This window comes from Sphingopyxis indica (assembly GCF_032879645.1).
Lineage (GTDB): Bacteria > Pseudomonadota > Alphaproteobacteria > Sphingomonadales > Sphingomonadaceae > Sphingopyxis > Sphingopyxis indica.
This window is the reverse complement of record NZ_CP076395.1, coordinates 81097-97594: the sequence shown is the minus strand read 5'-3', so window position 1 is coordinate 97594 and position 16498 is coordinate 81097. Positions and strand designations below refer to the sequence as shown.

General features: G+C 65.6%; 21 protein-coding genes and 1 pseudogene. 15 read left to right on the top strand and 7 right to left on the bottom strand.

The genetic code is table 11. The features are described from left to right. Window positions 1–83: 83 nt before the first annotated feature. Together dmeF and KNJ79_RS20915 are read right to left on the bottom strand one after the other, a co-directional pair. A complete protein-coding gene (dmeF, locus tag KNJ79_RS20920; RefSeq protein WP_317154151.1) occupies window positions 84–1082 on the bottom strand; it encodes a CDF family Co(II)/Ni(II) efflux transporter DmeF in 999 nt (332 codons plus the stop codon). A gap of 9 nt (window positions 1083–1091) precedes the next feature. Beyond that, a complete protein-coding gene (locus KNJ79_RS20915; RefSeq protein ID WP_317154150.1) occupies window positions 1092–1364 on the bottom strand; it encodes a metal/formaldehyde-sensitive transcriptional repressor in 273 nt (90 codons plus the stop codon). 117 nt (window positions 1365–1481) lie between these two features. Between KNJ79_RS20915 and KNJ79_RS20910 the strand changes: the two genes are divergently transcribed. Beyond that, a complete protein-coding gene (locus tag KNJ79_RS20910; RefSeq protein WP_317154149.1) occupies window positions 1482–1757 on the top strand; it encodes a hypothetical protein in 276 nt (91 codons plus the stop codon). On the opposite strand, the pseudogene KNJ79_RS20905 reads toward KNJ79_RS20910, so the two are convergent. Beyond that, window positions 1723–2205 (bottom strand): annotated as a pseudogene (locus KNJ79_RS20905) (tyrosine-type recombinase/integrase); the annotation flags it as partial. The gene KNJ79_RS20910 and the pseudogene KNJ79_RS20905 sit on opposite strands and share 35 nt — an antisense overlap. Window positions 2206–2386: 181 nt before the next feature. On the opposite strand from KNJ79_RS20905, the gene KNJ79_RS20900 reads away from it, so the two are divergent. From KNJ79_RS20900 to mobF, 14 genes are all read left to right on the top strand, one after another. Next, window positions 2387–2611 carry a hypothetical protein gene (locus KNJ79_RS20900; RefSeq protein WP_317154148.1) on the top strand — a complete coding sequence of 75 codons (225 nt, stop codon included), beginning with the start codon at window positions 2387–2389 and terminating at the stop codon, window positions 2609–2611. A gap of 607 nt (window positions 2612–3218) precedes the next feature. Beyond that, complete coding sequence (locus KNJ79_RS20895) at window positions 3219–3539, top strand: DUF736 domain-containing protein (protein ID WP_317154147.1); 321 nt, start codon at window positions 3219–3221, stop codon at window positions 3537–3539. A gap of 467 nt (window positions 3540–4006) precedes the next feature. Beyond that, window positions 4007–4171: a hypothetical protein gene (locus KNJ79_RS20890; protein WP_317154146.1), complete on the top strand. Its 165-nt coding sequence runs from the start codon at window positions 4007–4009 to the stop codon at window positions 4169–4171. Window positions 4172–4255: 84 nt separating this feature from the next. Continuing rightward, entirely contained in the window at window positions 4256–4726 is a 471-nt protein-coding gene (locus tag KNJ79_RS20885) for a hypothetical protein (RefSeq protein ID WP_317154145.1), read from the top strand. Between the two features lie 310 nt (window positions 4727–5036). Beyond that, window positions 5037–5351, top strand: a complete 315-nt coding sequence (locus KNJ79_RS20880; RefSeq protein ID WP_317154144.1) for a DUF736 domain-containing protein — start codon at window positions 5037–5039, stop codon at window positions 5349–5351. A 50-nt stretch (window positions 5352–5401) separates the two neighbouring features. Next, window positions 5402–5683: a transcriptional regulator domain-containing protein gene (locus tag KNJ79_RS20875; RefSeq protein ID WP_317154143.1), complete on the top strand. Its 282-nt coding sequence runs from the start codon at window positions 5402–5404 to the stop codon at window positions 5681–5683. Between the two features lie 151 nt (window positions 5684–5834). Then, a complete protein-coding gene (locus KNJ79_RS20870; protein WP_317154142.1) occupies window positions 5835–6251 on the top strand; it encodes a DUF2285 domain-containing protein in 417 nt (138 codons plus the stop codon). 102 nt (window positions 6252–6353) lie between these two features. Continuing rightward, the gene (locus tag KNJ79_RS20865; protein WP_170935583.1) at window positions 6354–6596 is read left to right on the top strand and encodes a helix-turn-helix transcriptional regulator; all 243 of its coding nucleotides are present in this window, start codon (window positions 6354–6356) and stop codon (window positions 6594–6596) included. Then, window positions 6596–7141, top strand: coding sequence for a DUF2840 domain-containing protein (locus KNJ79_RS20860; protein WP_317154141.1), 546 nt, complete (start codon window positions 6596–6598; stop codon window positions 7139–7141). The genes KNJ79_RS20865 and KNJ79_RS20860 overlap by 1 nt, the downstream gene beginning before the upstream one ends. Further along, complete coding sequence (locus KNJ79_RS20855) at window positions 7138–7728, top strand: S26 family signal peptidase (protein ID WP_317154140.1); 591 nt, start codon at window positions 7138–7140, stop codon at window positions 7726–7728. Before KNJ79_RS20860 ends, KNJ79_RS20855 begins: the two co-directional genes overlap by 4 nt. Further along, window positions 7725–8453 carry a lytic transglycosylase domain-containing protein gene (locus KNJ79_RS20850; protein ID WP_317154139.1) on the top strand — a complete coding sequence of 243 codons (729 nt, stop codon included), beginning with the start codon at window positions 7725–7727 and terminating at the stop codon, window positions 8451–8453. Before KNJ79_RS20855 ends, KNJ79_RS20850 begins: the two co-directional genes overlap by 4 nt. A gap of 346 nt (window positions 8454–8799) precedes the next feature. Then, entirely contained in the window at window positions 8800–9171 is a 372-nt protein-coding gene (locus tag KNJ79_RS20845) for a hypothetical protein (protein ID WP_317154138.1), read from the top strand. Further along, window positions 9168–11060: a type IV secretion system DNA-binding domain-containing protein gene (locus tag KNJ79_RS20840; protein ID WP_317154137.1), complete on the top strand. Its 1893-nt coding sequence runs from the start codon at window positions 9168–9170 to the stop codon at window positions 11058–11060. The genes KNJ79_RS20845 and KNJ79_RS20840 overlap by 4 nt, the downstream gene beginning before the upstream one ends. Then, entirely contained in the window at window positions 11060–13870 is a 2811-nt protein-coding gene (mobF, locus tag KNJ79_RS20835; protein WP_317154136.1) for a MobF family relaxase, read from the top strand. Before KNJ79_RS20840 ends, mobF begins: the two co-directional genes overlap by 1 nt. A gap of 85 nt (window positions 13871–13955) precedes the next feature. Here the strand turns inward: mobF and KNJ79_RS20830 are convergent, their stop codons facing one another. The 4 genes from KNJ79_RS20830 to KNJ79_RS20815 all read right to left on the bottom strand — a co-directional run bounded on the left by KNJ79_RS20830 (window position 13956) and on the right by KNJ79_RS20815 (window position 16256). Continuing rightward, window positions 13956–14768, bottom strand: a complete 813-nt coding sequence (locus KNJ79_RS20830; RefSeq protein ID WP_317154135.1) for a JAB domain-containing protein — start codon at window positions 14766–14768, stop codon at window positions 13956–13958. A 125-nt stretch (window positions 14769–14893) separates the two neighbouring features. After that, on the bottom strand, window positions 14894–15367 hold the full coding sequence (locus KNJ79_RS20825; protein WP_317154134.1) for a hypothetical protein: 474 nt from the start codon (window positions 15365–15367) through the stop codon (window positions 14894–14896). A 41-nt stretch (window positions 15368–15408) separates the two neighbouring features. Next, window positions 15409–15741: a hypothetical protein gene (locus tag KNJ79_RS20820; RefSeq protein WP_317154133.1), complete on the bottom strand. Its 333-nt coding sequence runs from the start codon at window positions 15739–15741 to the stop codon at window positions 15409–15411. Window positions 15742–15800: 59 nt separating this feature from the next. After that, window positions 15801–16256 carry a helix-turn-helix transcriptional regulator gene (locus KNJ79_RS20815; protein WP_317154132.1) on the bottom strand — a complete coding sequence of 152 codons (456 nt, stop codon included), beginning with the start codon at window positions 16254–16256 and terminating at the stop codon, window positions 15801–15803. Between the last annotated feature and the right edge of the window lie 242 nt (window positions 16257–16498).

The window sequence follows — 16498 nt, the reverse complement described above, 5'->3', positions numbered from 1 at the left end:
ATTGTAGCACAATACTGTAATGATATTACATACGCTTCTGGATTTGGGACGCTACGGAATCGATAACCGTCGCCCGGCCCGCATCAGACTGATGTCGGGTGGCTTGTGCTCGTAACAGGCGCAGCGCGGCGTGCCAGGCCGATGGTGAGATGCGCGATGCCGGCTATGTCCAGGAGCCGCCGATCGAGCGCCACGGCTTGTTCCTTATCCTCGACTTCGACGATCGCAGCGCGCGCGTTCGGTCCCACACGCCAGACGTGCAGATCGGTGACCTTTACGCCTCCCAACGCTTCGATACGTTTGCGAAGCGTCGCTTCTGCATATTGGTCGGTGGTATCGAGGAGAACGGCCGCGGTATCGCGCATCAACGACCACGACCAGCGCGCGATGACGATCGCGCCGACGATTCCCATAACCGGATCCATCCAGGCAAGGCCAAGATAGCGTCCCGCGAGCAATGCGGCGATCGCGAGCACCGACGTCAGCGCGTCGGCGAGGACGTGGAAATAGGCCGAGCGCAGGTTGTTGTCATGCCCATGGTGGTGATGACGATGATGGCTGTGGCCGCCCGCGTCATCATGTTCGCTGTGATGATGATGGCCATGATTATGATCGTGACCGTTACCGCCCATGAGCAGGAACGCGCTGACGATATTGACGATGAGGCCGAGCACCGCAACGAGCGCTGCATTGCCGAAATCGACCGTGACGGGATCGATCAGCCGCAAAGTCGATTCAAAAGCGATGCCGAGCGCGAAGATGCCGAGAATCAGCGCCGAGGCGAAACCGGTGAGGTCACCGATCTTTCCCGTCCCGAAACTGAAACGCGGATCGGCGCGATGTTTCTTGGCGTAACGATAGGCGAGCGCCGCGAGAGCCAGCGCGCCCGCGTGCGTCGCCATGTGAAAACCGTCGGCGAGCAGCGCCATTGACCCGGTGATGAAGCCCGCGGCGATTTCGCCGACCATCATCGCGGCGGTGAGCAGCACCACCCAAAGGGTGCGACGCGCATTTTCGTCGTGCGACGCGCCGAGGAAGTCATGGCTGTGCGCCGGGGCCGGCACAGAGTGCGAATGTGGCATGGAAAAATCCTACTTCGAGTAGCGGCGGATGACCGCCAGCAAATCCGCGGTGCCCTCGGCGCGCTCGGCGTCCGACAGGCCGGGGGCCGCTACATGCGCCTCGAGATGGTCCGCGATCACCTCGTCGAGCAAGCCGTTCACGGCGCCGCGTACCGCGGCGATACGGTGAAGGACGGTGGCGCAAGGCGCATCGGCATCGAGCGCCTTCTCGATCGCGGTCACCTGTCCGGCGATGCGGCGGACGCGCGCGACGAGATCGGCATTTGATGTGAGATGGCTCATACCATACCCTGCTAAGGTATATTAGAAACCAATGCAATACTCGCGCGATCTTGAATGGGGGCCCGGCCAGACAGCGGCGGGCAATCCGAAATCCCGCGGACGCGAAAGGAGGCGAATGTGAAAGACGAATCCCATATTCAGCAGGGAGCGAGCTACGGGCGCTTCGTCGCGATGATCGCGACTTCGACCCTTGCAATGTTCGCGCTGACTTATCTCAACAGCTACGCGAGCGACCATATTTTCTGGAGTCAGACGCGCTTCTGGATGGCCTTAGTGATGGGCGCGGCGATGATAGCGGTGACGCTCTGCTTCATGTGGGGCATGTATCTTAGCCGGCGCATCAATTTTTTGATCCTGCTCGCCGCAGCATGCGCTTGCTGTCAATATCGCTGACCTTCAGCGCCGACACCTCGGCGACGCGCACGCCCGCGCCATAGGCGACCGACAGCGCGGCCTGGTGCTTGAGGCTGCGGGTCGCATCGAGCAGGCGCTTCACCTCGGCCATCGCCAGCACCACGGGGATCTTGCGCACCTGCCTGGTGCGGACGAGCTTACGCGCGAGGTGGGGGCGGTCGAGCGTGTGCGTGAAGAAGAACCTCAGCGCGCCAACGATGCTGTTCATCGTCGGCGCCGGGGCGCCCGCCTCTTGCTGCTCGATCTGGAACTGCCGGATATCCTCGGCGCTCGCGGTGTGCGGCGAGCGCCCGAGCCAGGTCGCGAACCGTCCGACGTCGCGCAGATAATTACGCTGCGTCTCCTTCGAGAAGCGCCGCATGGTCAAGTCGTCGATCAGCCGCTGGCGCAGCGGGCTGATCGGGCCAATCTGGATAAGCTCATTCATCGTTCGACTCCTCAGTTGAAGGAGTCGAAAGGGTCTGCCTCCGGTGGCCCTCGTTCAATCAGGCGCGGCGCTCGCTGGACCGCTTTACATCCACAATAGCGCCAATCCACGAAGTGGTTCGTGCAACGGCCAATCTCGCAGGAGGCTTCCGTTTGCCGATCAGCCCAACTATCGCAGCATAATGACTAAGCGGCCGACCATCGCAGAACAAGTGTCAGGACTGGTCCGCAGGATGGACGGGACGCCGCTTTGCGACGAATGTATCGCCGACCGGCTCGACCTCTCGTCGATCGCACAGGCGAGCGTCGTCACCAGTTCGGCGAGCGGGACCGGAGGTTTCGAGCGGTTGAGAGGACCGTGCGGCCTATGCGGAGAGCCAGGGCCGGTCATTCGCTGCAACGGCTGAACGTCCGGGAAATTGGCCGGCCAAATCGAGCGCGGCTGAATTGGGCGTGCTCTGGCGCCGGCAGGCGGCGCCAGGGGCCGCACGTTGTTTTGGGCCGCGCGGCGCACTCGGCTCGCTATCCTTGCCGGACGGCGGCTGGCCCCCAGGCCCGCGCGCACGCCGCCCGGCTGCGGGCTCGCCAAGAGCGCCTTCTTCTCGGGCGCTTCGCGCAGGCGTCGAGGCCCATTGGAACGAATTTTGGGCCTGGAACGGCAATTGTCGGCCTTGTTTACCCTAACAAATTTTGCCCTCTTCTCCGCCCGTTGTCGCACTGAGGGTTGCACCATTTCCTCGTTCGTAGCGCGGGAATTCCCTTGCGAGATCTCAGCGACGGAGCCCGCTCGGACCTGACGGTGCATCGCGCATCGACTAGGTTTGGGCAGCCTGGGCAACGCTCCTTGGCCTGCCCGAGGTCACCCCTTCCTGTCGCCCTTTTGCGGGTCCGGCTCGCCTCTGGCCGTCAACCCCATGCGGGGTTCGCCCTCGCGTGCCGCTCGGTGACGGCAGCTCGCGGCCCCTTCTTCCGGCGCCATCGGGGATGTCCCCGAGCAAGCGAAGGAGATTTGATATGCCCACCATTGCCAACCTCAACGTCAAGGCCGACGGCAGCTTCGAAGGCACGCTGGCCACCCTCAACGTCACCGCGCCGATCGCGATCGTGCCCAATGGCCGCAAGACCAAGGAAAACGAGCCCGATTACCGCATCCTCAGCCGCAAGAACGGCTTCGAGCTCGGCGCCGGCTGGAAGCGTTTCTCGCAGAGCAACGGCGCCGAATATGTGTCGGTGACCATGTCGGCCCCCGAATTCCGGACCATCTACGGCAATGTCGCCAATGCGCCGGGCGACGACCCGATGAAGAAGGTCATCATCTGGAACCCGCCGGCCTGACAGCCACCCGGCTCCGCCCTCGGGCGGAGCCGGTTTCTCCCTTCTGTCGATGGACGGCGGTCTTCGGGCCGCCGTTCGGCATGTTCGGCCCGGCAGACCCTGGCGAAATGGGCAACTGTGTTGGGGATCACCCTGACGGGCCGCATGTCGCGGCGCTTCGAAAATCATGATTGATCGGCGTGAGGGATCGCTGGTTTGGCGTGTCGGTAAGAATTCGGTCAGGCGCCGGGAAGCGGCGGCAAGGGGGCGATTGGGCGGTATGGGGGCTGCCGCATGGGGGCGGGCCATCCCCGCTCTCGATTGACGCTGATCCCTTGGCCGAGGCCCGGCCTCCTTCAATCAACCCGTAAAGGGTCCCCACGCTGCGCTCGGGCCGCGGCTTTGCCGCGATGATTGCGGCCAGTCCCCGTCCGGCGGGGCGCCTGTCGAGCGGGAATGGCCCGCTCCCAAGGACAGGAGTTCATCCCATGCCGCTCACCACCGCCCAATCGCTCGGCTGGAACCTCGCCCGGACCATGATGACCGTAATCATTCTCGTCGAAACCAGCGCCGGATATTCGGTCATGCCGCTCGACGAATTCGATGGCGACCCCGAAACGATCGTCTGCGAATATGATCCGTTCAATCGCTGACCCATTGAAAACAGGTCCATATAGGGGCCGGTTCGGGTTCGTCCCCGGACCGGCTTCTGCTATGCTTCGCGCGCAGGTTGCGCTGTGGAGGTGGTGGCGGGCGCGTCCGACAGGAGGACGTTCATGACCCTTATGCTCATTCTCGGCGCCATCGCAGCGCTCTATTGTCTCCGGCTGCTATTCCGCAGCGCCAAGTTCGCGATGCCGGTCGGCGCCGCGATCGCGCTCGGCTTCGCATTGCGCGATCTCGGCTTTGGCTGGTTGACGATCCTGGGGTCGGCGCTGATCGTAGGAGTTGCTGTTCTGGCTCTTGGCCGGCGGTTGGTCGGCGGCACGGCCCCGCTCCCCGTGAAGCTCGGCATCATCCTGATGTTCGTTGGCGCTGCGGCCTTTGCCGGCCATCAGGCCGGAACCGCGCTAGGCATTTTGGGCGGGCTTGAAGCGGGTGCGAAGCATGGCCTCGCGATCATCGCTGGCCTTGTGACCGGCTATGCGAGTTGGTCTGACCTTCTGTCACCTGCGGTTTCAGCCGAGCGACCGGCCTTATCCGTTTAGGTCGCCTCCCCCTCTCCATCCTCGCTCTCCTTCCCGGCCGATTGCCGATGCGTCCGTCCTGCGGACCTCCCGTCGCGATCTCTCGACATGCGCCATCTGTCATCGGGACGCTTTGCTGACCGGCTCGGTGCAACGGCGCGCTTCCGACTTTCTTCCCCCGGCGTGCCGCCGTTCCTCGCGAGCCAAGAAAGACGGGTGCGCGCCGTCCTCCGCCTTGCTCCGGGCCCGCGGCTGCACCGCCGGTCCCCGCTGACCTTCGATGCGCATCGAGACCGCGATGGTGCGGTCCGAGCCAAGGAAGGAATGCATCATGGCCAAGATCGGCACATTCAAGAAAGTCTCCGGAGAATTTCGGGGGAGCATCGTCACCCTCTCGGTGCAGGCAAAGTCGGTTCGCATCGCGCCCGAGGAAAATCCGACCGGCAACGCCCCCAGCCACCGCGTCTTCGTGGGCGACGTCGAAGTCGGCGCGGCCTGGGAAAAGCAGACGCAGGACAAGCGCCCCTATCTGTCGGTCAAGCTCGACGATCCCAGCTTCACGGCGCCGATCTTCGCGCAGCTTTTCGCGGGCGAAGGCGATGAGCATGACCTCGTCTGGAACCGACAGTCGCGCCGGGGCGACTGAACCTCGGCTCCCGCCCGGCACCGCCGGGCGGGATACCCATTTCTGGGGATATGGCTCCCCGTGCCATGGAATTGCCGGCTTGCATGCCGTCGCCAAATCTCGTGCCTTCCAAGGAGGCGCGCATGGCGGAGGAAGCAAGGGACAAGGGGGTCGGAGGCTCCCGGCTCGATTTCCCTGGTTTCGCGCAGGAATTTCTTCGCCGCAGTCCCGCATATCGCTGCGACTATGAGAGGGTCATGTCGGATCCCGAGGGCGATCCGACGGCGCAGGAGGTGATGGCCCGGCGATGGGGCCTCTGCTTTCCCGGCCGATCCCCATCTGTCGGCGCGTGACGCGCCTGCCTTCTGGGATCCGGCCGTCTGCCCCCAGGTCATAATCCTCGGCCCTGCAATCGCCGGTATGAAGAATAGGCCGCTTTTCGACTCCGGCCATTGGCCTCGGGCCATAGCGTCGCGCTCAGCGGGCGACGAAACGCACGTGGTGATGAGCGATGCGGTGTCGCTTCATCGGGTCTGTCTGCGCAGTGTGCCCGTTGGCGAGCCGCTTGCCGCGCTGATCCCCTGCGATGCGCTGCTCGATGCCCGCCTGCAGGCGCTCGCGGGCCTCGATCGATGGCTGCGCGGCGCGCGGCGGGGCGCGCAAATATTCGGGCCGACCGCCTATCAGGCGCGGCGTCTTCACCTGCTGCTGGCGATCCTCGACCTTCGCCAGCGCGGCGGGGGCACGAGCCATATGGTGGCGCAGCGCCTCGTCTATCCGCGCCTTTCGATCGGACAGGGCGCGTCGTGGAAGTCTTCCCCCGAGCGCCGCCGGACCCAGCGCCTTATCCGCGAAGCCGAAGCGCTTGCCGCAGGCGGCTATCGCGCGCTGCTCGCCGGCCGCGCGGGGCGACAAAAATAGCCCGGCGATTCAGCCGCTCCCCCGCGCTCCCGCTTTCGCGCCACGACGCCCCATCGCGCGCTGCCCCGCCTTTTCAGGAGCCGCCGCTGGAAGGAGCATCCCATGACCGCCGCGCACCCTCCCCGATATCTGAGGACCCCCGATGCAGCGCGCCGCGTCGGCCTCTCGCCGCGCACGCTCGAAAAGCATCGCTGCTATGGCACCGGCCCGGCCTATCGCAAACTCGGCGGGCGCGTGGTCTATGCGATCGACGAACTCGATGCATGGGTCGAACTCGGGCGGCGCTCGTCGACCTCCGATCCGGGCGTCGGCACCGTGCATCCGGCGCGCCGGGGGCTCGCCTGATGCCGCGCGCTGTCGCAGCGCCCGGCGTTTCGCTCTCCCGCCCCCGCGACGGTAGCGGATGTGTTTCCGCGTCGCCCCACGGCTGCGGCTTGACTGAGGTCGAACTGACCTGGATCGAGGGCCGCCACGAACAATGGATCCGCTTCGGCCGCGTCGCCGCCGAGCGGATATTGAGCCGCAGCACCCGCGTCATGGCCTTTCGTCCCGGCGCGGTCTTTGGCTTCGTGCGGTGGACGTCGAACGACTTCGGTACCATCCATTCGACCATCGCGATCGCAATTGCGATGACGCCCGGCGAACCATTTTCGACGCTGCCTTTCGTCCGCCCCGGCGCCGAAATCCTTGCGCGGATCGACGGCTGGCCGAAGGTCCAGCAGGCGCTCGCAGCGATCAACGCGGTGGAGGCGGCTGGCATCGAGGCGTGCGATGCATCGCCCGACCATTGGCGCCATGTCGGCAACCGGCTCGCCGCCGGCCTGCCTTTCCGGCCCTATAGTCTCGATCGCCATACGGCATGGCTCCGCCGCCGGGCGATCGAGGCATGAACCGCCGGTTCTTGTGCGCGACGGTCGGCGCAGCGGCGCTGTTTACCGCTTCTTTCGTCGCAGTCGCCTGGCTGAAGCCGGCGCCGCGACTGCTCTGGAATGCGAGCGCCAGCGCCGCCATCGGCGTGTACCGGATCGATGTCGGTGCGCGGCCTCGGCTCGGCGAGCTTGTCGCCATCGACCCGCCGCCGGCGCTTGCGATCTATCTTTCCCGTCGCGGCTATCTGCCGCGCGGCGTTCCGCTGCTGAAGCGCGTCGCCGCGCTTCCGGGCTCTCTGGTCTGCCGTTCGGGTGCATCCGTCACGATCGACGGCGCGGGCGTCGCCCGTGCGCTGGCGCGCGACGGGGCGGATCGTCCGCTCCCGGTCTGGCGCGGTTGCCGGATCGTCGGGGCGCGGGAATTATTCCTGATCAATGCCGCGCGGGGCAGCCTCGACGGGCGATATTTCGGGCCGATTTCGGCGTCCGGACTGATCGGCACGGCGCACCCTGTTTTGACGCGCGCCAGCGCCGAAGCATCGCTTCGCTGGCACCACGCGAGCCCTTCCTTCGAACCAATTGCCGACGAGATGGAGCAAGGACGATGATTGTTGCGCGGCTGCGGCGAAGTCTCGCCATCCTGTCTGTCCTGTGCTGGCCTATGCGCGTCGTTGCACGGCGCGCGGCCATATCGGCTGCGCTGCTTTTGCCGCCGATCTGCACTCCGGCTGCCGCGGCGGCGCAGTCGGAGCGCCACCCCTATGCCGATCGGGTCGCCGAAGCGGCGCAGCGCTTCGGTATCCCGGAGCTCTGGATCTGGCGCGTGATGCATGCCGAAAGCCGCGGCCGGATCGGCGCCGTGTCGCACGCCGGCGCCATGGGGCTGATGCAGATCATGCCCGCAACCTGGGCGACGCTGACGGCGCGCCACCGGCTCGGCTCGGACCCCTTCGACCCCCGCGCGAACATCCTCGCGGGCGGCGCCTATCTGCGCGCGATGTGGGACCGCTATCGCGATGTCGGACTGATGCTCGCGGCCTATAATGCGGGTCCCGGTCGCGCCGATGCCTATGTTGCGGGACGACGCGGACTGCCTGCTGAGACGCGCGCCTATGTCGCCAGGATTGCGCCCGAACTGCAGTCGTCGGCGGGCGATTTACCGGTCAGTCCGCCCCCGCGCGCTGCGCCCGGCTGGCGCGATGCAGCGCTCTTTGCAGTGCGTCCGGCTGCAACCGGTGGCGCCGAACCCGGCCCGCCTGCCCCAGCGAATCCTCAGGCAGGGGCAGCTCATTCTTCGATCTTCATTGTGCTGTCGGAACGGAGTTATCGGTGATGTTGAATCCTCCAGATTATCTTCGCGGTTGCCACGTCTCTCGCAGCGTGACTGCCTTTCGAAAACAGTTTCACGGCGCCAGTTCATTGCCTACGGCAGCCTGGCAACCTCCGTCTCCGGCAGCCTGGATAATGTCTGACCCGGCCGTCTTTCAGGCAAGGTTGCGGGGCCGCGATGCTACGCATCGGACCCGTAATTTGGATACACACCTCACGCACGGGTGCATCCAGCTTTTCTGCCACTTTTCGAGCGGCGGATCCGACGTCACGTCGGCTGGCCTACGCAGAAATGGAGGAATTTCGCCACTTTTGGAGACGTCGCATCGGCGTCGCAATCGGGCCTCACGATGAAGCTGGTCAGGCACACGGTTCGTTTGCCGGTCGAGGTCGACAAGGCGGTCGGCGAGCTAGCAAAGGCGAAAGGCGACACCGCCTATGCGATCCTCGCGACCTGCGTCGAAGCCGGGGTTGCGGCGCTGTCGAGCCCGGTTGGTGACGGGTCCGACAATCGAGAACTCGTCGCCGAGATCGTGTCGATCAGTGCCCGGCTGGTCGATGTCGAGCGCATGCTCGACCGCACCCTGTTCACTGCCTGCGCTGCCTATTGCTATGCGCGCAGCGCCGCCTTCGGTGGCGGGAAGAGCGACGAGGAGATCAGCGCCGAGATCGGCCGTGCCTATGATCGCCAGCGACGCCTTGCGGAGGAGGACCGGTCATGATGCGCGATCGGGACCAGCGCATCCATGCCGATGCGCTGCGGCGCCACTGGCGTTCGAACCAGGCGCGGCGGTTCAAGCACCATGCGATCGTCTTCGCGGGATCGATCGCGCTCGGCGGCCTGACGCTCCCCTATCTGATGCTGACGCCGACGACGATGCAGGCGACGGGGACATGGTATGTCGCACGATTGAAGACCTGGATATCGAGCGGCACCGACGCCGAGCCCGGCGTCATGATCAGTCATGGCGAAGAGCGCTACGAAGCATCGGCCCGCGCGGTCGCGGCGCATCCCTATTATCGCCGGTCAGCCGATACGGTGATCGCCTTCTTTGTGCGCGGATGCTGGCTGGGGTTCATCGCGTGGCTGGCGGGCCTGTTCTTGCTGCGCGGCGCGATGGCCCGGCGGCGGGAACAAATGCTTCGCGATCGCGTGATCGGCGGGACGATCGTTACGACCGAGAAGAAGCTCGCGCAGCTGACGCGTGCCGAAGCAGGGGGCCATGCCCTGGCCATCGCGACAGTGCCCATCCCGCCTCGCCTCGAAACCCGCCACATGGCAATGGTCGGCACGACAGGCAGCGGCAAGACCACGGTGCTGCGCCAGATGCTCGATGGCATCGAAGCGCGCGGCGAGGCGGCGCTTGTCTATGACACGAGCGGCGAGTTCGTCGCCCAATATTATGATCCCCAGCGCGGCGACATCATCCTCAATCCGTTCGATGCGCGCTGTGCGACCTGGACACCGTTCGCCGAGATCGCGCATCCGGCGGATGCCGACCGGATCGCGCAGCAGCTTATCACCGAAACCGGGCAGCATGACCGCGACGTGTGGCTGGAGACGAGCCGCATCCTCGTCGCGAACATGATCCGCGCGCTGTGGCGCGAGGGTAAATGCACGCTCCCCGATCTGCTCCACGCGTTGCAGGTGCGAACCAAGGACGATCTCAAGCTATGGCTCGGGAACAGTTCGTCGGCGCGCACTTTCGCCGACGACGCCGACCGCGCGACGGGGAGCGTGCTGTTCATGCTCGCCAAGGCCGCGAACCTCATCCAGTTCCTGCGCATCGACGGGGGCAAGGAGACGGCGTTCGCATTCCGCGATTTCATATCGGGGCTCGACATGCATCCCGGTCCGAAGCCCTGGGTCTTCGTGCCGCGGAAGGAGGATTATTTCGAGGCATCGAAGCCGCTGCTCGCCTGCTGGCTCGAATGCGCCGCGAGCGCCCTGCTCGGGCTGTCGCCCTCGACCGACCGCCGTGTCTGGTTCATCCTCGACGAACTCGCCGACCTGCCGCGCGTCGACAATCTCGCGCGGCTGCTACCCGAGGGGCGCAAGTTCGGGGCGGCGGTCATCCTCACCTTTCAGGCGATCGGGCAGATGCGACATCGCTACGGACAGGATTTGTCCGAATCGATGCTCGGCTGCTGCAACACCAAGCTGTTCCTCCAGATGACCGACAGCGAATCCCGGCAATGGGCGAGCGACACCATCGGAAGCTGCGAGGTCGAGCTGCCGACGATGACCGATGCCCTCGCCGACGGCGACTACAAGCCGCGCACGACGCTCGGCCGCCAGCGCAAGGTCCGGCCCGCCGTCCTCGAGAGCGAACTGCGCCTTCCCAGGCATCGCGGCTATTTGCTGTTCCCCGATGGATTGCCGGTCGCGCGCATCGCGCTCACCGACGACCATATCGTGCGGCGCGGCAAGGCGCGCCAGCTCGGATATGTCGCGGGCGATCCCACGACCAGCCTCTGGCAGCAGTCCGTCGAAGCGCCGCCGGTCGGGACACCGCCGGTTGAAGCGGAGCCCGCCGTGCAACCATCGACGGTGCCGCCCACCGAGCCGGAGCCGCCGAAACCACAGCCGAGCGGCGACGGACCAGTCTGATGGTCGCGTCGGTATCGGCGCTGACGAGTTCGGCGCAGGCGAGCAGCTATTATGAGGCCGACGATTATTATGCCGAGGGCGGGCTGTCGCCGTCCGAATGGCACGGCAAGGGCGCCGAGGAGCTTGGGCTGACGGACGAGGTCGATCGCGACACCTTTCGGGAATTGCTCGACGGCAAGGTCGCGGGCCAACAGCTCGGCACGGTTCGTGACAGCCAGCTCGAACATCGTCCCGGCTGGGATGTGACCCTCAGCGCACCCAAGTCGGTGTCGATCATGGCCGAGGTTGCGGGCGACCGGCGGTTGATCGAGGCACATGGGCAGGCCGTGAAGACGACGCTCGCGCATATCGAGGCGCATATGGCCGCGACCCGCGTTCGGCACGGCGGCAGCGTGACGCGTGAGGCCACCGGCAATCTCGTTGTCGCCGGCTTTCAGCACGGGACCAGCCGGGCGCAGGACCCGCAGCTTCATACCCATAATGTCATCATGAATGCGACGCAGGGCGAGGATGGATCGTGGCGCAGCCTCGAACCGCGTGCCGTCTATCAGCTTCAGAAGCAGATTGGCGCCATCTACCGGCAGGAGCTGGCCGTGAAGGTCCGCGAGCTCGGTTATGAGATTGCACCGGGCAAGGAGTCCATGTTCGAGATCAAGGGCGTCTCCACAGACGTGATGGCGGCGTTCAGTACGCGCAGCGCCGAGATCGAGGCGGCGCTCGGCGAACGCGGAACTTCGCGCGAAGAAGCCAGCGCCGCCGAGAAGCAGGTCGCCGCGCTCGATACGCGGCAGGCGAAGGTCGCGACCGATCATGGCGCGCTTGTCGCCGACTGGCGCGCGACCGCCGACCGGGCGGGATTCGATGCCGAGGCCCGGCTGGCGTTGGTGCGCGAGGCCGAGGCCAGGGCGGCAAATGGGATTCACCTTGCCGATCCATCGATCGCCGATCGCGCCGTCGCCCATGCCGCCGAGAAGCTTGGCGAGCGGCAATCGGTGTTTGCGGTGGCGGCGCTTCACGAGGAAGCGGGACGGGTTGGTCTTGGGAAAGTCGGATATGCCGAGATCGGCGAGGCGATCGGGCGGGCGGCAAAAGAGGGCGAGCTGGTCGACCGCACCTTTATCGATCGGCGCGGTGCCGCGTTCGACGGATTCACGACTCGGCAGAATATCGCGGCCGAGAAGATGCTGCTGCGGATTGAAGCGGAAGGGCGGGGTGCTCTCACGCCGATCGCGTCGCAGCTTGCGGCAGCCCAGGCTGTCGCGGGTGCGGCCGCGCAGGCGGAGCGGTCCGGCTTTGGCTGGAATGCCGACCAGCGCGCGGCGACCGAGCAGCTTCTGACCAGCCGCAACCGGATCACCGCGGTGCAAGGCTATGCCGGGACCGCCAAGACGACAACGGTTCTTGCGACGTTCGCGCGCGAGGCCGAAGCGCGTGGCGTGTCGGTGGTCGCGCTGGCGCCGACCGCGTCGGCGGCGATGACACTCGGTGAGGCGCTTGGCACGCGTGGCGATACCGTTGCGCGCCATTTGCTCGTGCCCGAAGGTTCGGCATCCGGCCAGCCGGTCGCGTGGATCGTCGATGAGGCCTCGCTCTTGTCGGCGCGCGATACCGCGCGGCTGTTTGAGTTGGCCGAGCAGGATGATGCCCGCGTCATCCTTGTGGGCGATGTGAAGCAGCTCGGATCGGTCGAAGCCGGCGCGGCATTTGGGCAGCTCCAGACCGCCGGCATGGAAACCGCCACGCTCGGCGAGATCGTCCGGCAGAGCAATGCGGCCACGAAGGAGGCGGTGCTCGCGTCGATCGAGGGCGATGCGAAGAAAGCGCTCGCCGCGCTCGACCGTGGCGGCGGCCAGATCGTCGAACATGCCGATCGCATTGGCCGCTTCGCCGCGATCGCCGAACGCTATGCCGAACTCGACAAGGCGGCGCGCGCGCGAACGCTCGTGATCGAACCCTCGCGCGAAGGGCGCGACGCGTTGACAGCGGACATAAGGGAGGCGCTCGTCAGGTCAGGCGCACTTTCCGGTCCGGCCGTCGCCGTCGAAAGCCTCGTCAACAAGGGGCTGACCCGCGCCGAGGCGCGCGACCCGCTAAGCTACGACCGGGGCGATGTCGTGCGCTTCACGCGCGACTATGCCGACAAGGGCGTCGCGCGCGGCGAAGCCTATCGTGTCGAGGCGGTCGATCCGGCGAAAGCCGCCATTGCGCTCAGGTCCGAGGATGGGCGCGAGGTCGACTGGCGGCTTCGCCAATGGGGTGCCGGCAAGGCGCAGGTGTTCGCGCCTCAAAATATGGACCTCAGGACTGGGGACAGCATCCGCTTTACCCGTAACGATCGCGAGGCTGGGCGGATCAATGGCGCGCGCGGCGAAATTGCCGCAATTGACGAGCAGGCGCGGACGGCGACGGTGCTTGGCGCGCGCGGACAGGTGCAGACGCTCGGCCTCGATGCCGCGCGCGACCGGCATATCGCCCACGCTTATGTCGATACCGCTTTTGCCGCGCAGGGACGCACCGCCGATTATGTCATAATCCACGCCGATAGCAAGGCGACCAATCTGGTCGACCAGAAGAGCTTCTATGTTGGCATTTCGCGCGCGAAGGAGACGGCGACGATCGTCACCGATGATCGCGCGAAGCTGATTTCGGCGATCAATGAGCGCGCCGGCGTTGTCCAGACCGCGCTATCGCGGGCGCCGGTCGCGGGCGCCGCAATTTCGCGGGCGGCCATCGCGGCGCCCGCTGCCGACAAGGAGATCAGCGCGTCGGTCTCGCAAGCGGCGGCATCGCTGCCCGGCATGGGACTCTAGCTTTTGCGAGCGATCCAATCATCCGATGGATGAATTGCGGAAGAGCATCCGCGGACGAGGAGCCCTTGCAAAACGTCGATAGCTGTCAATCATCGCGTTCCGCAAAATAGGCCATGAGGCGATGCCCGAGATCGGGGTCGAGGCGGATGAAGTTGCGCCGCCCATCGGTGCGGTCGGCTTCTCGCGTGACAAGGCCGGCGTCGGTCAGGCGCTGCAGGAGCCGGAGCGCGCTGCTCATCGGCAGTCCCGACGAGATGCAGAGCGAGCTCGTCGAAACGGGCCTTGCTTCAGCCTCGTGAATGAAAAGTTCGATGAGCATGTCCCAGGCGGGTTCGCCGAAAATGTCGGGCGCCCCGACGAGCTGCCGGCGAAGCAGTCGCCGACGCGCCGTGCGCTGCGCGTTCGCCAGCGCACGCGGGGCCGCGGGCGCGTTTCGCCAATTGTTGGATTTGTCGCAAAGACGATAGTCTGGCGCGGGCGAGGAGCGCCGTGTGGCCTTGCGGTCGAGGATGGGTCGGTGGCCGCGAAGCGCGACGACGATATGTTCGAGCAATTCGACATCGAGCGAACGGCCGATGGCGGACAGCCTCGTCGTTGCCGCGACGTCGGCTTCGCTCGGCGTGGGATCGCCGCTCGGATGATTGTGCACGAGGATGATCGCCGCAGCGTCGAGCTCGATTGCGCGGCGGAATATCGTGCGGGGATAGATTGCGAGATGACCGATCGTACCCTGCTGCAATTGTTCGTCGGCGATCAGGCGGCGCGCCGCGTCGAGGAACAGCACCCGCAGCGTTTCATGGGGTAGTGCTCCCATCGACAGTTTGAGATAGCTGATCAGTCTGGGGCTGGCGGGGTCAATGCCACGGTCGTCGAGTTCGGCGCGCATCGATTCGATCATGGCCGCCCGGGCCGCGACCAGCAGTGCGCCCACAGGGCTGTCTCGGCCCAATGTACGTGCCAGTGCCTCGGGAGTCTGCGCGAGAAGGCGGGCCAGCGTGTGATATTCGGCGAGCAGGGTCTCGGCTAGCGCGGCGCCATTGTCGGGTTCGATGACGGCGACGAGATCTGCCAGGATGGCTCGCTGTCGCCTCGCGCCAGCCGTCGCCGGTGACGCCAGGTTGCTAGGATGAGGATTGCGGGGACGAGCCAGGACGTCGCCACCTGCATGGTGAGATAGGCTGCAGGGTGAAGATGGACGTCGATTATCCGGCTTGTGTGCGCCAGCAGTGGGGTAATGTGCAAAGCAGCGACGCACATGGGCCAGAAGCGATGCGCAAAAAGCGCGAGGATGATCGTCGCCGCCGCTCCGAACAGGTCGATCGCGAGGTGACCGCTGTCGAGCGACAGGAAATTCGGCGGGACGAAGGCATGGAGCAACTGATCGAGCCCCACCATCGTTGCCGCGATCACTGCCATCACGCGTTCCGGGCCGCCACCCCGCCAGGCGGCATAGCTTATGGCAACCGCCAGAAATCCAAGGAACAATGCGATGCGCATGAACCAAGACTTTCATGGCGGTGCCTGCCCGTCAATCCGCGTCAGGCCGAAACGGTCTGGACGCCAGTGTGCGTCCCGGCGATCGACGGGCATTCGTGAAGGTCGTAGCCTGCGGTTTCGCGGCCGATTTCGGCAAGCTCGCCATGAACACGCAAGATTTCGCCGCTGACGCCGACCAGCGCCACCTGTGCCTTCATCAACCGGCGGATCGTGGAATGTCCCTTGATCGCGGGCACCCCGGCTGTATCGCGGCGGGCGGTGACCACGCTCGCCATCAGCGAGGATAGTGCGATGAGCGCGTCGTCGATGCGCACTTCGGCCGCAGGGACGTCGCGGATGAGACGTGCGGCCGTGATGGTGATTTCGTTGGACATGACTTCTCCTCTGCCGAAAGCCAGTGCTCCGGCTGTAGATGATCGACTGTGCGAAAGGGTCAGCTGGAAAAGAGACGCGTCAGCGTTTCGCCGATCGTCACCGCCGCGAGGGCGAGAAAAACGATAGAGGCCAGCATGGCTACCATGATCCAGCCCCGGTTCGCGCGACGATGATCGTGCCTCCAGAGACCCTTGGACGGCGGGTCGGCCATGATGTCGTTCAGCGCCAGCGGAGCCGGCTCGCCGTCCGGGAAATCGGATGGCACGAGGTCAGTGCCCGGCGGTAGTATGACCGGATCACATGGTATCCGGTCGTAGGTCTGGCGCAGCCGGGCGTAGATGAGCGCGGCCTCGTCGCGATTGGCGGCGCCGAGGATATGCCGGGCAGTGGTGATCCTCAGATCGACTGCCTGCTTCGATATCTGGAGGCGGCGCGCGATCTGTTTCGAGGTCTGGCGCTCGAGCAGCAAATCGAGACATGCGCGCTGTTTCCCGGTGAGACGCGCCCAGCGCAAAGGCTCGTCCGACGGCTGCGACCCCGAATCAGTCATTGCTACACTCTTGCCATAATCGCGCGCGACGCAAGTTGTCGCGCCCGCGTTCCGGGCTGGACCGGTTCTCGAGATCGCCGGCACCTACGCCACCGCCTGTCTTTCATCGCCACGCTACGACGCCGCGAAAAGCTTGTTGAATCCGGCGCTTTGCTGCGTCTCTTACTCATCCCCGTTGAGCGGGGCGCCCTTGTCCCGCGTCAAGA

Excerpts from the sequence above, each read along its gene's own strand:
- dmeF (WP_317154151.1), bottom strand. The coding sequence starts at position 1,082 with ATGCCACATTCGCACTCTGTGCCGGCCCCGGCGCACAGCCATGACTTC.
- KNJ79_RS20915 (WP_317154150.1), bottom strand. The coding sequence starts at position 1,364 with ATGAGCCATCTCACATCAAATGCCGATCTCGTCGCGCGCGTCCGCCGC.
- KNJ79_RS20900 (WP_317154148.1), top strand. The coding sequence starts at position 2,387 with ATGACTAAGCGGCCGACCATCGCAGAACAAGTGTCAGGACTGGTCCGC.
- KNJ79_RS20895 (WP_317154147.1), top strand. The coding sequence starts at position 3,219 with ATGCCCACCATTGCCAACCTCAACGTCAAGGCCGACGGCAGCTTCGAA.
- KNJ79_RS20890 (WP_317154146.1), top strand. The coding sequence starts at position 4,007 with ATGCCGCTCACCACCGCCCAATCGCTCGGCTGGAACCTCGCCCGGACC.
- KNJ79_RS20880 (WP_317154144.1), top strand. The coding sequence starts at position 5,037 with ATGGCCAAGATCGGCACATTCAAGAAAGTCTCCGGAGAATTTCGGGGG.
- KNJ79_RS20875 (WP_317154143.1), top strand. The coding sequence starts at position 5,402 with ATGGCTCCCCGTGCCATGGAATTGCCGGCTTGCATGCCGTCGCCAAAT.
- KNJ79_RS20870 (WP_317154142.1), top strand. The coding sequence starts at position 5,835 with ATGAGCGATGCGGTGTCGCTTCATCGGGTCTGTCTGCGCAGTGTGCCC.
- KNJ79_RS20865 (WP_170935583.1), top strand. The coding sequence starts at position 6,354 with ATGACCGCCGCGCACCCTCCCCGATATCTGAGGACCCCCGATGCAGCG.
- KNJ79_RS20860 (WP_317154141.1), top strand. The coding sequence starts at position 6,596 with ATGCCGCGCGCTGTCGCAGCGCCCGGCGTTTCGCTCTCCCGCCCCCGC.
- KNJ79_RS20855 (WP_317154140.1), top strand. The coding sequence starts at position 7,138 with ATGAACCGCCGGTTCTTGTGCGCGACGGTCGGCGCAGCGGCGCTGTTT.
- KNJ79_RS20850 (WP_317154139.1), top strand. The coding sequence starts at position 7,725 with ATGATTGTTGCGCGGCTGCGGCGAAGTCTCGCCATCCTGTCTGTCCTG.
- KNJ79_RS20845 (WP_317154138.1), top strand. The coding sequence starts at position 8,800 with ATGAAGCTGGTCAGGCACACGGTTCGTTTGCCGGTCGAGGTCGACAAG.
- KNJ79_RS20840 (WP_317154137.1), top strand. The coding sequence starts at position 9,168 with ATGATGCGCGATCGGGACCAGCGCATCCATGCCGATGCGCTGCGGCGC.
- mobF (WP_317154136.1), top strand. The coding sequence starts at position 11,060 with ATGGTCGCGTCGGTATCGGCGCTGACGAGTTCGGCGCAGGCGAGCAGC.
- KNJ79_RS20830 (WP_317154135.1), bottom strand. The coding sequence starts at position 14,768 with ATGATCGAATCGATGCGCGCCGAACTCGACGACCGTGGCATTGACCCC.
- KNJ79_RS20825 (WP_317154134.1), bottom strand. The coding sequence starts at position 15,367 with ATGCGCATCGCATTGTTCCTTGGATTTCTGGCGGTTGCCATAAGCTAT.
- KNJ79_RS20820 (WP_317154133.1), bottom strand. The coding sequence starts at position 15,741 with ATGTCCAACGAAATCACCATCACGGCCGCACGTCTCATCCGCGACGTC.